The organism is Brenneria sp. L4-2C, from assembly GCF_040240335.1.
GTDB lineage: Bacteria > Pseudomonadota > Gammaproteobacteria > Enterobacterales > Enterobacteriaceae > Brenneria.
In genome coordinates this window covers 606,768-624,078 of sequence record NZ_JBEIAC010000001.1, presented here as the reverse complement: position 1 = coordinate 624,078, position 17,311 = coordinate 606,768, and the positions used below count along the sequence as shown (strand labels likewise).

The following is a 17,311-nucleotide window of genomic DNA, read 5'->3' as shown; positions in this document are numbered from 1 at the left end:
CGTACGCCTTATTGCGGCGGGCTATCCTGCGCGGGTTTGACGCCTTTCAGACGTTGCCAGATTCGTCCCAATGTTTCGTACCATGCCCGCTCGCTGTGGGAGAGCCAATAGGCTGACGGCAATATCTTTTCCCACGGGTTGAGCGCCGTGGTGATGGCCATTTGATTGGCCGGCGCCGGGATGGGGTTCAGCCCCTGAGCCTGGAAAAAACGCATCGCACGGGGAAGATGGCTGGCCGACGTCACCAGCAGAAACGGCTGCCTGCCGACCACTTTTGCGGTGCTGGCGGCTTCTTCTTCCGTGTCCCTTGGCGTATCCAGCGTCAGGATATCCTGCGCCGGGACGCCCAGGCTCTCCGCCACCAGCGCGCCGGCTTTCGCGGTGGTGACCGGGTTGCCTTGCGCCGCGGCGCCGGTAAAAATCATTTTTGCGCCAGGGTTGGCGTGATATAGCCGAACGCCTTCGGTAACGCGCGGCAGGCTGTTATTGATGAGGTTGGAACTCGGCGCCCAATCCGGGTTATAGGTATATCCGCCGCCCAGCACCACAATGTAATCCACTTTGGTCTGGCCCGGCCGCCAGGTCGGATAGCGCGCTTCCAGCGGGAATAAAAACCGATCGGCGACGGGCTGGACGCTGATCAACGTCAGCGTCAGCCAACTGACTAACATCAGCGTCTTACCGCCGCGTTGCCAGCGGGTGAATCCGATTAACAACAGGCCGATCCCCATCAATAGCAGCAGCATTGGCAGAGGCTGCAACAGACTGCCGATAACCTTTTTCGCGATAAACAACATAAAATTACGTTCCTTTTGGATGAAAAAACCGCATCCGGGCAAATATCATCGGGTAAGACGATTTATTCTAAGCCAGCCTGTGCCAAAATAGCAGCTTCACCAAAGCCCGGCGCGCTGAATGTCCGCGCGTTTTTTTATTCGCGATATACGTAATAATTCGAGTCGCAGGCTAGCCGACGACTTGAAGTATGACAGGTATAACCATCATGATGCGGAAAGCTTGACCGATGCAGGATCGCAATTTTAACGATATCGCTGAAAAGTTTGCCCGGAATATTTATGGCACCACTAAGGGGAAGCTGAGGCAAGCGGTGTTATGGCAGGATCTCAGCGGTCTGCTGGCGCAGTTTCCCGATCGGCCTTTAAGGATTCTGGATGCCGGCGGAGGCGAGGGGCATATGGCCTGCCGTCTGGCCGCTTTAGGACATCAGGTATTGTTGTGCGATTTGTCAGATGAGATGATTCAGCGCGCCAAAAATGCCGCGGCGGCGCAAAATGTGAGCCGGAACATGCGTTTTGTACAATGCGCCGCCCAGGATATCGGTCAGTATATGGAAAGGCCGGCCGATCTGATATTGTTTCACGCGGTGCTGGAATGGGTGGCTGAACCCCGGCAGGCGCTTAAAATATTGTATGATTGTTTGTCTCCGGGCGGCGTTTTATCCCTGATGTTCTATAACCAGCATGGTTTGTTGATGCGTAATATGGTGTTGGGTAATTTTGCCTATGTAAACGCGGGGATGCCGAAGCGTAAGCGGCGATCGCTCTCTCCCGATCACCCGCTGGATCCGCAGCAGGTCTATGGCTGGCTGGAGGCGTTGGGGCTGTCCATCAGCGGTAAAACGGGTGTCCGGGTGTTTCATGACTATTTGCAGAATAAGCAGCAGCAAAGTGATAATTTCGCCGAGATTCTTGAGCTTGAACAGCGTTATTGCCGGCAGGAACCCTTTGTGAGTCTGGGGCGTTATATCCATGTCATGGCGCACAAAACCCATTTGAAGGATGCATTATGAGTGATTTTTCCCAGACTGTACCCGAACTGGTCGCCTGGGCACGAAAAAATGATTTTTCCCTTTCACTTCCCACCGAACGTCTGGCGTTTTTGCTGGCGATAGCGACACTGAACGGTGAACGCATGGATGGTGAAATGAGCGAAGGCGAATTGGTTGACGCTTTTCGCCATGTCAGTCAGGGATTTGATCAAACCAACGAAACCATCACCGTGCGCGCCAACAATGCGATTAATGATTTGGTGCGCCAGCGGTTGCTTAATCGCTTTACCAGCGAGCTGGCGGACGGCAATGCCATCTATCGCCTGACGCCGCTGGGTATCGGGATTACCGATTACTATATTCGCCAGCGTGAGTTTTCGACGCTGCGCCTTTCCATGCAGCTTTCCATTGTGGCGCAGGAGCTCAGCCGGGCGGCGGACGCGGCCGAAGAGGGCGGCGATGAGTTTCACTGGCACCGCAATGTGTTTGCGCCGCTGAAATATTCCGTTGCCGAGATTTTCGACAGCATTGATTTATCCCAGCGTCTGATGGATGAACAGCAGCAGGGCGTTAAAGACGATATCGCGGCGCTGCTGAATCAGGATTGGCGCGCGGCCATCACCAGTTGCGAACTGCTATTGACGGAAACCTCGGACACCCTGCGTGAATTGCAGGATACGCTGGAAGCCGCCGGCGATAAATTACAGGCCAGTTTGTTGAGCATACAGGATGCGATTCTGAATAACCCGAACAACCTGGAGTTTGTTGATAAGCTGGTCTTCGATCTGCAAAACAAACTTGATCGCATCGTCAGTTGGGGCCAGCAAACCATCGATCTGTGGATTGGCTACGATCGTCATGTGCATAAATTTATCCGTACCGCGATTGATATGGATAAAAACCGGGTGTTCGCGCAACGCCTGCGCCAGTCGGTACAAAGTTATTTTGACCATCCCTGGGCGTTAACCTTTGCCAACGCCGACCGTTTGCTGGATATGCGTGATGAAGAGTTGGCGTTGCGCAGCGATGAAGTGACCGGCGAATTGCCCGACGAGCTGGAGTATGAAGAGTTCAGCGAGATGCGCGAGCAGTTGATTGCGCTGGTGGAGCAGGCGCTGCATAAATATAAAGAGCGGCAGATACCGCTTAATCTGGGCGAGGTGATGCGCGAATATCTGACGCAGTATCCTCGCTCACGACACTTTGATGTCGCCAGAATCGTGGTCGACCAGGCCGTTCGCCTGGGTGTGGCCGAAGCAGATTTCACCGGATTGCCCGCGCTATGGCAGGCAATCAATGATTACGGAGCCAAGGTACAGGCCCATGTCATCGACAAATATTGAACAAATCATGCCAGCCAGACTGGCGAAAGCGTTGTCGAATACGCTGTTTCCGGCGCTGGACAGTCAACTGCGCTCGGGGCGTCATATTGGACTGGAAGAGCTGGAGAACCATGCCTTTCTGATGGATTTTCAGGAAGAGCTGGAAGAGTTTTACAGCCGTTACAATGTGGAACTGATTCGGGCGCCGGAAGGTTTTTTTTACCTGCGGCCGCGCTCAACCACGCTGATCCCCCGTTCGGTGCTGTCCGAGCTGGATATGATGGTGGGGAAAATCCTCTGCTATCTGTATCTCAGTCCGGAACGTCTGGCGCATGAAGGCATCTTCAGCCAGCAGGAGCTGTATGAGGAATTACTCGGTCTGGCGGACGAAAATAAATTGCTGAAGCTGGTGAATCAGCGCTCAACCGGTTCCGATCTGGATCGGCAGAAGTTGCAGGAAAAAGTGAGAACCTCCCTTAACCGACTGCGGCGGCTGGGCATGATCTATTTTATGAGCAGCGATAACAGCAAATTCCGCATCACCGAATCCGTGTTTCGCTTCGGCGCCGACGTGCGCAGCGGCGACGATCCCCGGGAAGCGCAACTGCGGATGATTCGCGATGGTGAGGCGATGCCTGTCGAAAACAGCCTATCGCTGAAAGACGAAAACGATGAGAACGGTCGTACCGATGATATCTCGTCAGAGGGTGCTGAGGATGAACAGGAATGATTGAACGCGGTAAATTTCGCTCACTGACGCTGGTTAACTGGAATGGTTTTTTCGCCCGCACGTTTGATCTGGATGAGCTGGTCACCACCTTGTCCGGAGGAAACGGGGCCGGGAAATCGACGACCATGGCCGCGTTTATTACGGCGCTGATCCCCGACCTGACCTTGTTGCATTTCCGCAACACGACCGAGGCCGGCGCGACCAGCGGTTCGCGCGACAAAGGTTTGCACGGCAAGCTGCGCGCCGGGGTGTGTTACTCCACCCTTGATGTGATTAACTCCCGTCATCAGCGCGTGCTGGTGGGCGTGCGGCTGCAACAGGTGGCCGGGCGCGATCGTAAAGTGGACATCAAACCCTTCACCATCCAGGGGCTGCCGACGGCGGTACAGCCGACGCAGCTTCTGACCCAGGTGGTCGGCGAACGTCAGGCGCGCGTTCTCTCTTTGCCGGAGCTGAAAGAGCGGGTCGAGGAGATGGAGGGCGTCCAGCTCAAACAGTTCAACTCCATTACCGATTACCACTCGCTGATGTTTGATTTGGGCATTGTTCCGCGCCGGTTGCGTTCGGCTTCCGATCGCAGCAAGTTCTACCGGCTGATTGAGGCGTCGCTGTATGGCGGGATATCCAGCGCCATTACCCGTTCCCTGCGCGACTATTTGCTGCCGGAAAACAGCGGCGTGCGTAAAGCCTTTCAGGATATGGAGGCGGCGCTGCGTGAAAACCGCATGACGCTGGAAGCGATTCGCGTCACCCAATCCGATCGTGATTTATTCAAGCATTTGATCTCTGAAGCGACCTCGTATGTCGCCGCCGACTACATGCGTCATGCCAACGAGCGCCGGATTCATCTCGACAGCGCCCTGGAACTGCGGCGCGATCTGTTCGGCAGCCGGAAGCAATTAATTCATGAACAGTATCGCCATGTGGAAATGGCGCGCGAGCTGGAAGAGCAGAGCGGCGCGGAAGGCGATCTGGAGACGGATTATCAGGCCGCCAACGATCACCTGAATCTGGTGCAGACGGCGATGCGTCAGCAGGAAAAAATCGAGCGCTATAACGCTGATTTGGAAGAACTCAGTTATCGGCTGGAAGAGCAGAATGAGGTCGTTGAAGAAGCGCGAGAGCAGCAGGCGGAAAATGAAGCGCGGGCCGACGCCGCAGAGCTGGAAGTGGATGAGCTGAAAAGTCAGCTTGCCGATTATCAGCAGGCGCTCGACGTGCAGCAAACCCGCGCGATCCAGTATCAGCAGGCTCAGCAGGCGCTGGAACGCGCCCGCACGTTATGCCGGTTGCCGGATCTGACCGTGGACAACGTGGATGAATGGCTGGAAAGCTATCAGGCGAAAGAGCAGGAAAGCACCGAAGTTCTGCTGATGCTGGAACAAAAGCTGAGCGTTGCCGATGCCGCCCACAGCCAGTTTGAAGAAGCCTATCAGCTGGTGACCCGCATCGCTGGCGCGGTCAGCCGCAGCGATGCCTGGCAGGCGGCGCGCGATCTGCTGCGCGAGAGTTCATCGCAACGTTATCAGGCCGAGCGGGTACAGCCGCTGCGTATGCGCTTAGCGGAACTGGAGCAGCGCCTGCGCGAACAACAGGACGCCGATCGGCTGTTGCAGGATTTCTGTAAACGCAACGGGCAGGATTATCAGCCGGAAGATCTGGAGTCGCTTCAGCAGGAGTTGGAAGCGCGAATCGAAACGCTCTCGGCGCTGGTCGCCGAGGCCGGCGAACGCCGCCTGGCGCTGCGTCAGGAACTGGAGCAGATTCAGCAGCGCATTCAGCAATTGACCGCCCGCGCCCCTGTCTGGCTGGCGGCGCAGGAAGCGCTGACGCAGTTGAGCGAACAAAGCGGCGAGACGTTTGAAGACGGTCGTCAGGTCACGGAGTACATGCAGCAACTGCTGGAGCTGGAGCGCGAAAAGACGGTCGAGCGCGATGAAATCGCATCCCGCAAGCGGCGCGTGGAAGAACAGATTGAGCGTCTCAGCCAGCCCGGCGGTTCCGAAGACCCCAGACTGAATGCGCTGGCCGAGCGTTTTGGCGGCGTATTGTTGTCGGAAATTTATGATGACGTGACGCTGGATGACGCCCCTTACTTCTCGGCGCTGTATGGCCCTTCCCGTCATGGGATTGTGGTGGCGGATCTGTCGCTGGTGCGCGAGCAACTGGCGGGGTTGGAGGATTGCCCGGAAGATCTGTATCTGATCGAGGGCGATCCGCAATCGTTCGACGACAGCGTTTTCGCCGTCGAGGAACTGGAAAAAGCGGTGGTGGTGAAGGTCGCCGAACGTCAGTGGCGTTATTCCCGCTTCCCTGACGTCCCGCTGTTCGGCCGCGCCGCGCGCGAAATGCGGCTGGAAAGTCTGCGCGACGAGCGTGAAACCTTAGCCGAGCAGTACGCCACGCTGTCGTTCGACGTGCAGAAAACGCAGCGGTTGCATCAGGCTTTCAGCCGTTTTATCGGCACGCATCTGGCGGTGGCGTTTGATGACGATCCTGAAGCGGAAATGCGTACGCTGAATTCGCGCCGCGGCGAGCTTGAACGGGCGATCGCCAATTTCGATAGTGAAAATCAGCAACAGCGGCAGCAATACGATCAGGCGAAAGAGGGCAGCGCCCAGTTAAACAAACTGATCCCGCGTATCAGCCTGTTATGCGACGACAGTCTTCAGGATCGGGTGGAAGAGATTCGCGCCGAGCTGGATGAAACCGAAGAGTCGGTGCGTTTTATCCAACAGCACGGCGATACGCTGGCGAAGCTGGAGCCGATGGTGTCGGTGTTGCAAAGCGATCCCCAACAGCATGAGCAGCTTCAGGAAGATTATGCGCAGGCGCTGAACGCGCAGCGTCAGGCCAAACAGCAGGCGTTTGCGTTAACCGAGGTGATGCAGCGTCGGGCGCACTTCAGCTATACCGACTCGGCGGGGATGCTGGGGGAAAACGCCGATCTTAACGACAAGCTGCGCCACCGTCTGGAACAGGCCGAGGCCGAACGGAGCAGGGCGCGTGAACAACTGCGTCAGCATCAGACGCAACTGACCCAGTATAGTCAGGTGCAGGCGTCGTTGAAGAGCTCGTATGACGCCAAATGCGACATGCTGAAAGAGTTGACGCAAGAGCTTCAGGACATCGGCGTTCGCGCCGATGTGAATGCCGAGGCGCGCGCGCGTCAACGGCGTGACGAATTGCATACCGCCTTGAGCAATAACCGGGCGCGCCGCAATCAGTTGGAAAAACAGATCACCTTCTGTGAAGCGGAAATGGATAGCTTGCAGAAAAAATTACGCAAACTTGAGCGTGATTATCATCAGATGCGCGAACAGGTGGTCACGGCGAAAGCCGGTTGGTGCGCCGTTATGCGGCTGGTCAAGGACAATGGCGTCGAGCGGCGTCTGCACCGCCGTGAATTGGCCTACATGGATGGCGACGAGCTTCGCTCCATGTCGGATAAGGCGCTGGGGGCGCTGCGTCTGGCGGTGGCGGATAATGAACATCTGCGCGATGTGTTGCGTCTTTCCGAGGATCCTAAACGACCTGAACGTAAAATTCAGTTCTATATCGCGGTCTATCAGCACCTGCGTGAGCGTATCCGTCAGGATATTATTCGCACGGACGATCCGGTTGAAGCCATCGAACAGATGGAAATCGAACTGAACCGCTTGACGGAAGAGCTGACGGCGCGTGAACAGACGTTGGCCATCAGTTCGCGCAGCGTGGCGAACATTATTCGCAAGACGATTCAGCGCGAGCAAAACCGTATTCGCATGTTGAACCAGGGGTTGCAATCCGTCGCGTTCGGTCAGGTTAAAAGCGTGCGCCTGAACGTGAATGTGCGTGAAACGCATACCACATTGTTGAACGTGCTGTCCGAACAGCAGGATGTGCATCAGGATCTGTTTAACAGCAACCGGCTGACCTTCTCCGAAGCGCTGGCGAAACTGTACCATCGGCTGAACCCGGAAATCGATTTGGGCCAGCGTACGCCGCAAACTATCGGGGAAGAACTGCTGGATTACCGCAACTATCTGGAGATGGAGGTTGAGGTTAACCGCGGCGCCGACGGTTGGTTACGGGCCGAAAGCGGCGCGTTGTCGACCGGGGAAGCGATTGGTACCGGTATGTCGATTCTGGTGATGGTGGTGCAGAGCTGGGAAGAAGAGTCCAAGCGGCTGCGGGGCAAAGATATTTCACCCTGCCGCTTACTGTTCCTTGATGAAGCCGCCCGTCTGGATGCGAAATCCATCGCGACGTTGTTTGAACTTTGCGATCGTCTGGAAATGCAGCTGATTATCGCCGCGCCGGAAAACATCAGTCCTGAAAAGGGTACGACGTACAAACTGGTTCGTAAGGTTTATCAGAACAATGAGCACGTTCATGTTGTCGGGCTGCGCGGCTTTGCCGGCGAGGCCGCCGAGATACAGGATCAGGCGTCCTGACCTGTATTAACCAGACTTTGTCCGTTTAAAGCCGCTTTTTTAAGCGGCTTTGATTTTTATTGCGGCTGCCTGATAAATAATTTTAGCCCGCCATATCGGCAAATAAAATGTCGTAATACGCGCAGGGAAATAGATAAAGTCCTTTTTATCGCGCCGGATATTTCGTTGCGCCCTAAATAATGCGTGTTTGTGGAAAAACCGTACAGCGGCCGTCGAAAAGAGGACGACGGCGGGCGAGTAAAATAATCAGAGGACAATAGAGGCAAAAAAATCTTTCTCTTTATATACTGGCAGAAAGAGCGGTAACAGAGTTCAGACTGGCAAGATGGTCATTGCCGAGTATGATGGCATGGAAATATCGCCATTTTAGAAAAATAATCATTTTCTCTGCAATATTTGAGCGGAACAGTTTTATTTCCGCCATCGAAATGGCTTGTCGTGGAAGACATTGTGGTTAATGGGTACAGGGGATAATGGATGTTGTTATACAAACGAAAAACGCAAAGGCTACTGTGGGGTGTTGGTTGTATTTGGGTTTGTAGCCTGCTTCCTTCGTTTTCAGTGCTGGCAACATCACCCGAGATGTTATCTGGTCAATCTAAAAATGTGGGTTCCGTTTCTGTCGAGAATAGTCGGGCGACGTTGTTAACCGCGTTGCCGCAAGGCGTTATGCCTCACTATCTCTCCGAATTGTCATCATTATATGCATTACATCATATGCAGCCGATGTGGACGGACAGTCAGGCGGTGCAACAGCTTCAGCAGCAGCTGGCCGAGCTGGCGATTTCCGGCGTGCAACCAAAGTTCACCGCATGGGTGACCTGGCTGACCGATCCGCAAATCACCGGATTTGCGCGTGACATCATCTTGTCCGATGCCATGCTGGGCTATTTGCAGTTCGTTTCCGGCGTGGAAAATAACGGTAATAACTGGTTATACAGCAACACGCCTTATCGTTTGCAATCACCGCCGGCCAGCGTCGTCAACCTGTGGCAACAGGCTGTCCAAACCGGCGAAAGCGCGGCGTATATCGCTTCACTGGCGCCGCGGCATTCTCAGTATGCCAAAATGCATCAGGCGCTGAAGAACATGCTGGCGGATAACCGCCCCTGGCCGACGTTAAATCTGTCTGAAAGCCTGCGTCCGGGGCAATCCAGCGCGTCGGTTCCCGTATTGCGCGAGATTCTGCAGCGTTCGGGCATGCTGGCGCCGACCGACCCTGTCGCCTTGTCCGGCGAGGATACGGTAGCGGCGGCGAATCAGCCGCAGGATATCGCGCTGGCGGACGATCTGCTTGTCGCGCCGGAAAATAGCTACAGCGGCGAACTGGTGGCGGCGGTAAAACGTTTCCAGCATTGGCAGGGGCTGGATGACGACGGCGTTATCGGTAAGCGCACGCGCGATTGGTTGAATGTGTCGCCGCAGACGCGCGCCACGCTGTTAGCGCTGAATATCCAGCGTTTACGCCTGCTGCCGGACAATGTGCATACCGGCATTATGGTTAACATCCCCAATTACTCCCTGATTTATTATCAGGACGGCTCGGAGCGGCTGTCGTCCCGCGTTATTGTCGGTCAGCCGCGGCGTAAAACGCCGTTAATGAGCAGCTCGCTGTATAATGTGGTGGTCAATCCGCCGTGGAATGTGCCGACGACGCTGACGCGTCAGGACATTATTCCTAAAGTCGTTCGGGATCCGGGCTATTTGCAGCGTCATGGTTACACCGTGCTGGCGGGCTGGAGTCAGGATGCGGAGGCGATCGACCCGACGATGATTGACTGGTCCACGGTGTCGCCGGCGAGTTTTCCTTACCGTTTGCGTCAGGCGCCGGGAGCAAACAATTCCCTGGGACGTTATAAGTTCAACATGCCCAACTCCGATGCGATCTATCTGCATGATACGCCGAACCATAATTTGTTTCAGCGCGATATTCGCGCGTTGAGCTCCGGCTGCGTTCGCGTCAATAAAGCCGCCGAACTGGCAAATCTGTTATTACAGGATGCGGGCTGGAATAATGCCCGTATTTCTTCCACCCTGGAACAGGGCAATACCACCTACGCGTCCATTAAACACCGGATCCCGGTAAGTCTTTATTATTTAACGGCTTGGGTGGCGGATGATGGTAAGCCTCAATTCCGAACAGATATTTACAATTATGATGATACGGCAAGGTCAGGAACGCAGATTCTGCCGAAGGCCGGGCTATTATTACTGTAACTATTGAAAATTCCGGCAATTAGCGAAACCAACCGTTAGCGGGTTAGGCGGGGAATCATTGCGATCCTCCGCAACCCCTTGGCTAAAGCGGGTTGACTCACTTTTGATAGACGGTTAAGGTGCAAGACAGTGCGTTTTTATTCCTTTATTGCCCGTCATACTTCAAGTCGCCCGTGCGCTGGCTGGTCGAATTCGTCGCTGACGAATTGGTCTTTTATTGCCGCCTGCCGGTATCTTGAATTATTCAGGGCGCAGATACCGTTCTTTTAGTCAGGGTAACCCGTTCTATGGAAGACATCGACAATCATCGCCGTAAATGGCTTGCGCTGGGTGGTGCAGCATTGGGTATTGCGCTTCTTCCCAGCCAGGCATTCGCGACTTTATCTACTCCCCGCCCACGTATTTTGACGCTGAATAACCTTAATACCGGAGAGCGCATCAAAACCGAGTTTTTTGATGGCCGTCGTTATAATAAGGAAGAGCTGTCGCGGCTGAATCATTTTTTCCGTGATTATCGCGCGAATAAAGTGAAAGTTATCGATCCGCAACTTTTCGACCAATTATACCGACTACAGGTGATGCTGGGGACGAGCAAGCCAGTACAGCTGATTTCCGGATATCGCGCGATAGATACCAACAATGAACTGCGGGCTCATCGCAAAGGCGTCGCCAAGCAAAGTTATCATACCAAAGGGCAGGCGATGGATTTCCATATCGAAGGCGTCCAGCTTGCCAACCTGCGCAAGGCCGCGGTAAAAATGCGCGCTGGCGGAGTCGGTTATTATCCGCGCAGTAACTTTGTGCATATTGATACCGGTCCGGTGCGTACCTGGTAAGCCAGGAAATTAAAGAATATGTCATTATTCAGGTCACCCTGATTTGGCTATGAGGTTATTTGGAGTGGTATGAAGTATCAAATCGTCCCCGTTACGGCATTCAGCCAAAACTGCACGCTATTATGGTGCGAGAATACCCACGAAGCGGCCATCGTCGATCCGGGCGGGGAAGCGGAGAAAATCAAACAAGCAGTCGCCCAGGCGGGAATTACCGTTAAGCAGATTTTGCTTACCCACGGCCATTTGGATCACGTAGGCGCAGCGGCTGAGCTGGCTGAATTCTATCAGGCGCCGATCCTGGGGCCGCAGGTTGAAGATGAGTTTTGGCTGGACGGACTGCCGGCGCAGAGTCGCATGTTTGGCTTAAGCGACTGTCAGGCGCTCAAGCCTACCCGCTGGTTAAAAGAAGGGGATGAGGTCAAGATCGGCGACGTAAAGCTGGCCGTGTTGCATTGTCCTGGCCACACGCCCGGGCATATTGTCTTCTTTGACGCGGCGTCGCGTCTGGCGCAAGTCGGCGATGTGATCTTTAACGGCGGCGTAGGGCGCAGTGATTTTCCCCAGGGCGACCATCAGGCGCTGATTGCATCGATTCGCAACAAACTCTTGCCGCTGGGCGACGATGTCGCCTTTATTCCCGGTCATGGCCCGATGTCGACATTGGGTCAGGAGCGCAAGACCAACCCGTTTCTCAGGGGATTGTAGTTACCTGCAATGATTAAGTCGCTTAGGCCCGTCAGCTGGCTTAAGCGGCTGGCCTGATGCTATTCATTCTCCGCGAGTTTGCGCCAACCTATTTTCCCCATCCCGGTATTTGCCGCCATCCGCCTGCCTGAGCGATTACTGAAAACGCAACGGGAACTCTCCGCCGTGTTTTATCACCCAGAGAATACGGGCGTTATTGGTTAACAAGGAGAATGGATGTGGTAAATCGAATCAATGGCAGCGGGAATGTCTGGCCGGGCGTACCGGTTAATACGCATGACGTCGCTGCGCCATTGGCCCGCACGACGTCTGCGTCGGGGGGGAGCATTGAGTTTGGTCAAACTGTTCACTCGCCGGCTTCGTCTGTCAATGTTCATCCAATACGCCATCCGGTTGCATCGGCGCCCGCGGAGAAAACGCATTTACCCCGCGCCGGCGCAGAGCAAGTCATCGACGGCGGCTTTCTCGATCAATCCCGCTACAGCATTACAAAAGCGTTGAATAAGTGGCAACCCCTGGTCGGCGACTTACCCGAAGGAGAAAGGGGCGCGGCGGCGCAAAAGTTGAACCGCCCGCTGGCGGCGGCGCAGATGCTGCTCGACGGAGGCGCGGATGCCGATAAGGCGATGGCGTACATCCGTCAGAATCCGGCGTTGCTGACCGCGTTGGATACCGGCAGGGATGGCGGCAAAGCGGATGGTTTTATCTCTCGCCGGGATATCAAAAGTTTTATTAAAAATATGGAGAAACGGGCCGGCGATGCGCGGGATAGTCTGCGGGAATATAACGAGGCCCACCCTGACGCTGACGCACAGTCACGACGGCTGGCTCAGTCGGCGGCGATGCTATTGGCCAATGAGCCGCTGATTCAGGCGGCCGATGCGGCGAAATCATCCGCCAATGCGCAACCGATGGAGAATAAACGCACCTCAACGTTGACCGATCTTCAGGCTATTGTGAATGATAATCCGACTTTGTCGCCGTTGCTGCATTCGGCGGCCAAGCTGTGGTCGCACCCTGGGCTGTTTGGCGAGCTTGAGCACGGCGATGTGAAAGGCGAGAAACTGGCCCGGGTGGCGCATGACGGTAAATTAATGTGGCACGACATCAAAAGCTGGATGAAAGATCAGGCGCCGACGAATGCGCAACAGGCGGCAAGCACTTTTCATAATGCCGCCGCGCTGGGATTGGCGACGAAAACGGATATCTCCGGCCTGGATGAGGATGTTTTTGCTCAGCCTGCGCACTACAACGCCGATCAGAAAGCCGCTACCTTGATCAAGCTCCAGCAGACGCTCGACCAGGTGATTGCCGGACGGCAATATCGTGATACGTCGCAGACGGAGCAGGAGTTGCAGCAGCATATTGAGACACTGCAACAGGATAGCGACGTCATCCGCCATTTCGAACAGAACGTACCTCAGGCGTCTTTGCGGCTGCAACTGTCCGACCCCGAATTGGCTCAGGCGTTATTAGCGGACCCGTCGGCCTTTTTGACATCGCCAAATGATTCGCCGCTGTCGTCAACGCAGAAAGAGACCGAGCGTCCCGGAATAAAAAGCGCGCTGGACATGGCGGGAAACGGTCTGCATAAAGCCGTTAGCTTTAGTCAGGCATCCATGCACACCACCGATCTGACCAAAGCCGCAGGTAATAAAGTTGTAGTTGGGCTGGTTGAGCGCGCGGGGGCGGCGGTGGCCGGTAAAGTTGTCGGCGCAATCGCCGGCGAGGCCGCGGGGGCCGCCGCCGCATCCGCGGTAGGGGCGGCGGCCGGTCCCGTCGGTTGGGCTGTGAGCGGGGCGCTTGCGCTGGGAATGGGGATTGCCGATCTGGTCGGCTTTTTCAACGCTAAAAGTAAGTTAAGGCATCGTCGTGCGGATTTCGCCCGCACGGTGAATCCCGTTTTGGAGCAATTCAATATTAGCAAGCCGCGCTGAATAGCCTGCGTACCGGAACCCATAAATAATAAAGCCAGCGTCAAAGCTGGCTTTATTCATTCTTATCTCAATGCGTTATAGCACGGCGACAATGGCTTCACACAGCGGAGCCATATTTTCCGGCGTCATGCCCGCCACGTTGATACGCCCGGAGTTTACGGCATAAACGCCGAAATCGTCGCGTAAACGTAAAACCTGCTCTTTATTCAGGCCGCTGAAGGAGAACATACCGTTCTGATTGATAATGAACGAGAAGTCCTGTTTGGCCCCTTTCTCCTGTAGCGTATTGACGAACAGCTGACGCATCCGTTGAATGCGTTCGCGCATGGCCGTCAGTTCCTGCTCCCAGATGGCCCGCAGCGCATCATTAGACAGGATAGTGGCGACAACGGCGGCGCCGTGCGACGGCGGATTGGAGTAATTGGCGCGAATGACCGCTTTCACCTGGCTGAAAACTTTATCGGCGGTGGCCGTATCGGCGGCAACCAAAGTACAGGCACCCACGCGTTCATTATACAAACCAAAGTTTTTGGAGTAAGAACTGCAAACGATCAGCTCTTTATGCCGCTCGGCAAAGATCCTCAGGCCTTGCGCATCTTCTTCCAGCCCGTGGGCAAAGCCCTGATAGGCGAAATCAAACAGCGGCAACCAGCCTTTGGCAACGGAAATCTCGGCCAGTTGCGACCACTGTTCCGCGCTGGGATCAATACCGCTCGGGTTATGGCAACAGCCGTGGAACAGTACGACATCGCCCGCCTGGGCCGCCGCGAGGCTGCTTACTATGCCATCGAAGTCCAGCGCGTGGTTGGCGGCGTCGTAGTAGCGATATTCACACACTTCCAGACCGGCGCCGGAGAAAATATTTTTATGGTTCGGCCAGCTTGGATTGCTGATCCAAATACGTTTTGCGCTGGTTTGTTTGGCCAGAAAATCGGCGGCCACGCGCAAGCCGCCGGTACCGCCCGGCGTTTGCGCGGTGCGGGCGCGTTTGTCGGCGATGATGCTGTTTTCTTTGCCGAACAGCAGTGCCTGCGTGCATTGACCGAAGGCGGGCAGACCGTCAATGCTCAGATAGTTTTTGCTGGTTTCGTTTTCTAATAGATATTGTTCTGCTTTTTTCACGCTGGTTAACACCGGCGTTTTACCCGTTTCATCTTTATAAACACCAATACCCAGATTGATTTTATGCGGACGCTCATCGGCGCGGAAAAGATCGGCCAACCCAAGAATGGGGTCGGCAGGTGCGGCAGAGATATTTTCAAACATTGATTATGTATTCCATAGCATGCAGAGGGGTTAAGCACGAATTTCCAGATTAACGCCAGTAAAAGGCTTTGCCAACCGCTGGGCTAAAAAAAATAAAAGAAAGGGAATCTTGGTATCTGCGCCATGCTCGCGGCCCTCCATTCCGTCATCCCCGCGGCGGTAGGCGGGGATCGCCTGCTGAAACCGTGGGTAGTCATTGAGTGATTCCCGCCTACGCGGGAATGACGCTGGTGGGAGTTCAGTCATGCCCGCCAACACCCCGTCATCCCCGCAGCTCTCCATCCCGTCATCCCCGCGGCGGTAGGCGGGGATCGCTTGCTGAAACCGTGGATAGTCATTGAGTGGTTCCCGCCTACGCGGGAATGACGCCGGTGGGAGTCCCGTCATGCCCGCCAACACCCCGTTATGCCCGTCAGCACTCCGTCATCCCCGCCAACACCCCCGTCATCCCCGCGGCGGTAAGCGGGGATCGCTTGCTGGAACCGTGGGTAGTCATTAAGTGATTCCGCCTACGCGGGAATGACGCTGGTGGGAGTCCCGTCATGCCCGCTAGCACCCCGTCATCTCCGCAGCCCTCCATTCCGTCATCCCCGCGGCGGTAGGCGGGGATCGCCTGCTGGAACCGTGGATAGTCATTGAGTGATTCCCGCCTACGCGGGAATGACGCCGGTGGGAGTCCCGTCATGCCCGCGAACACCCCGTTATGCCCGCCAACACCCCCGTCATCCCCGCGGCGGTAAGCGAGGATCGCTTGCTGGAACAGTGGGTAGTCATTGAGTGGTTCCCGCCTAGGCGGGAATGACGGAAGGGGGTGATCGCCGGGGATCATAGCCAGTGCTATAGCGTAACGAGCGCGCTGGTGGAGGAAAATTTATCAGCACTGTTTGGTCATACAATAAAAAAGCAGCGCCGAAGCGCTGCCTTTACGATGCATAATGCACGGTCAGACCGTTACATACACAATCAACTTAGAACTGATATTTCAGACCAACAAATACTGCGTCGTCGTCGCTGACGCCATGTTTGTTATCGCTGTCAAGCAGGTTGATTTTGTAGACGGCATAGGTGTTGATATTCTTGTTGAACGCATAATCAGCGGACAGGGCAACATATTTGCTGCTGTAATCGTCAATTTGAGCGGTGTCGTTATCTGCTTTCGCCTGAGAATAGATGATCGACGGCGTTAAGCCGAAGTCAAAGTTGTAGGCAGCGCTGACTTCGAAGAATTTGGTTTTATCCGCCCATACGCCACTGTAAGCGGCCAGGTTGCGGGACTGGCCGTAAATCGCAGCCAGGTAAACGCTGTTGGCATCGTATTTCACGCCGCCGATGATGGTGTCGGCTTTCTGACCGGAAACGCCGCCTTGAGTGTGCGAAGCGCGATCAACGGAAGCATAGGTGGCGATGACGCCCAGACCGATATCGGAGTCATAGCTTACGGAAGTACCCCAGCCGTCGCCGTGATTTTCTGTTACATCGGCGCCTACTTCATCTTTTTCAGCATACTGCAAGCCGAAGTTCAGGCCGTCAACCAGACCGAAGAAATCAGTGTTGCGGTAGGTCAACACGCCGCTGGAACGGTCGGTCAGGAAGTGGTCGGTGCCGCCGAAGTCGCCGCTGTAGTTCGGCAGGATATCGGTGTAGTCAATCGCGCCGCGCAGGATACCGGCATTACGCCCGAAATCCAGAGAGCCGTAATCGGCGAATTTCAGACCGGCGAACGCCAGACGGGTATCAACACCGTTGTGATCGTCTTTAGTCGCGCCAAACTGTAATTCATAACGACCATAGCCGGTCAGTTGATCGGTGATCTGAGTTTCACCGCGAACACCCAGACGAGCACGGGTTTTATCAGAGTTACCGTCGCCGTTATCCTGGTCTACGAATTCATAACGAGCTTCTGCACGACCGTAAACATCCAGCTTGTTGCCGTCTTTATTGTAAACTTCCGCTGCATTTGCTGCACCAGCTGCTAACAGAGCCGGGATTACCACTGCAAGAATATTGCGCTTCATCATTATTACCCTCATTGGTGTTATTAGGACACCTGCCACTGCCATAAATAATTCTGGG

The 17,311-nt window shown here is 55.2% G+C and carries 12 protein-coding genes; 8 read left to right on the top strand and 4 right to left on the bottom strand.

Translation table 11 applies throughout. The features are described 5' to 3' along the window. Positions 1 to 8 precede the first annotated feature (8 nt). Positions 9 to 797, bottom strand: coding sequence for an envelope biogenesis factor ElyC (gene elyC / locus ABRZ26_RS02940; protein ID WP_319602743.1), 789 nt, complete (start codon positions 795 to 797; stop codon positions 9 to 11). A 227-nt stretch (positions 798 to 1,024) separates the two neighbouring features. Here elyC and cmoM point away from each other — a divergent pair, with 227 nt between their 5' ends. From cmoM to ABRZ26_RS02900, 8 genes are all read left to right on the top strand, one after another. Further along, positions 1,025 to 1,810, top strand: a complete 786-nt coding sequence (gene cmoM / locus ABRZ26_RS02935; protein ID WP_319602742.1) for a tRNA uridine 5-oxyacetic acid(34) methyltransferase CmoM — start codon at positions 1,025 to 1,027, stop codon at positions 1,808 to 1,810. After that, on the top strand, positions 1,807 to 3,132 hold the full coding sequence (gene mukF, locus ABRZ26_RS02930; protein ID WP_319602741.1) for a chromosome partition protein MukF: 1,326 nt from the start codon (positions 1,807 to 1,809) through the stop codon (positions 3,130 to 3,132). The genes cmoM and mukF overlap by 4 nt, the downstream gene beginning before the upstream one ends. Beyond that, positions 3,113 to 3,841: a chromosome partition protein MukE gene (mukE, locus tag ABRZ26_RS02925; RefSeq protein WP_319602740.1), complete on the top strand. Its 729-nt coding sequence runs from the start codon at positions 3,113 to 3,115 to the stop codon at positions 3,839 to 3,841. The genes mukF and mukE overlap by 20 nt, the downstream gene beginning before the upstream one ends. Next, positions 3,838 to 8,277, top strand: a complete 4,440-nt coding sequence (gene mukB / locus ABRZ26_RS02920) for a chromosome partition protein MukB (protein WP_319602739.1) — start codon at positions 3,838 to 3,840, stop codon at positions 8,275 to 8,277. The genes mukE and mukB overlap by 4 nt, the downstream gene beginning before the upstream one ends. Positions 8,278 to 8,859: 582 nt before the next feature. Then, positions 8,860 to 10,494, top strand: a complete 1,635-nt coding sequence (ldtD, locus tag ABRZ26_RS02915) for a L,D-transpeptidase (protein WP_502880282.1) — start codon at positions 8,860 to 8,862, stop codon at positions 10,492 to 10,494. Positions 10,495 to 10,781: 287 nt separating this feature from the next. After that, entirely contained in the window at positions 10,782 to 11,330 is a 549-nt protein-coding gene (mepK, locus tag ABRZ26_RS02910; protein ID WP_319602737.1) for a peptidoglycan L,D-endopeptidase MepK, read from the top strand. A gap of 69 nt (positions 11,331 to 11,399) precedes the next feature. Further along, positions 11,400 to 12,035 carry an MBL fold metallo-hydrolase gene (locus ABRZ26_RS02905; RefSeq protein ID WP_319602736.1) on the top strand — a complete coding sequence of 212 codons (636 nt, stop codon included), beginning with the start codon at positions 11,400 to 11,402 and terminating at the stop codon, positions 12,033 to 12,035. A gap of 218 nt (positions 12,036 to 12,253) precedes the next feature. Further along, a complete protein-coding gene (locus ABRZ26_RS02900) occupies positions 12,254 to 13,972 on the top strand; it encodes a type III effector HrpK domain-containing protein (RefSeq protein ID WP_319602735.1) in 1,719 nt (572 codons plus the stop codon). Between the two features lie 75 nt (positions 13,973 to 14,047). Here the strand turns inward: ABRZ26_RS02900 and ABRZ26_RS02895 are convergent, their stop codons facing one another. From ABRZ26_RS02895 to ABRZ26_RS02885, 3 genes are all read right to left on the bottom strand, one after another. After that, positions 14,048 to 15,238 (bottom strand): amino acid aminotransferase, encoded by a 1,191-nt coding sequence (locus tag ABRZ26_RS02895; RefSeq protein WP_319602734.1) that lies wholly within the window; start codon positions 15,236 to 15,238, stop codon positions 14,048 to 14,050. 30 nt (positions 15,239 to 15,268) lie between these two features. Beyond that, entirely contained in the window at positions 15,269 to 15,484 is a 216-nt protein-coding gene (locus ABRZ26_RS02890; protein WP_319602733.1) for a hypothetical protein, read from the bottom strand. 722 nt (positions 15,485 to 16,206) lie between these two features. Then, positions 16,207 to 17,256: a porin gene (locus ABRZ26_RS02885; protein WP_319602934.1), complete on the bottom strand. Its 1,050-nt coding sequence runs from the start codon at positions 17,254 to 17,256 to the stop codon at positions 16,207 to 16,209. Positions 17,257 to 17,311: the final 55 nt, after the last annotated feature.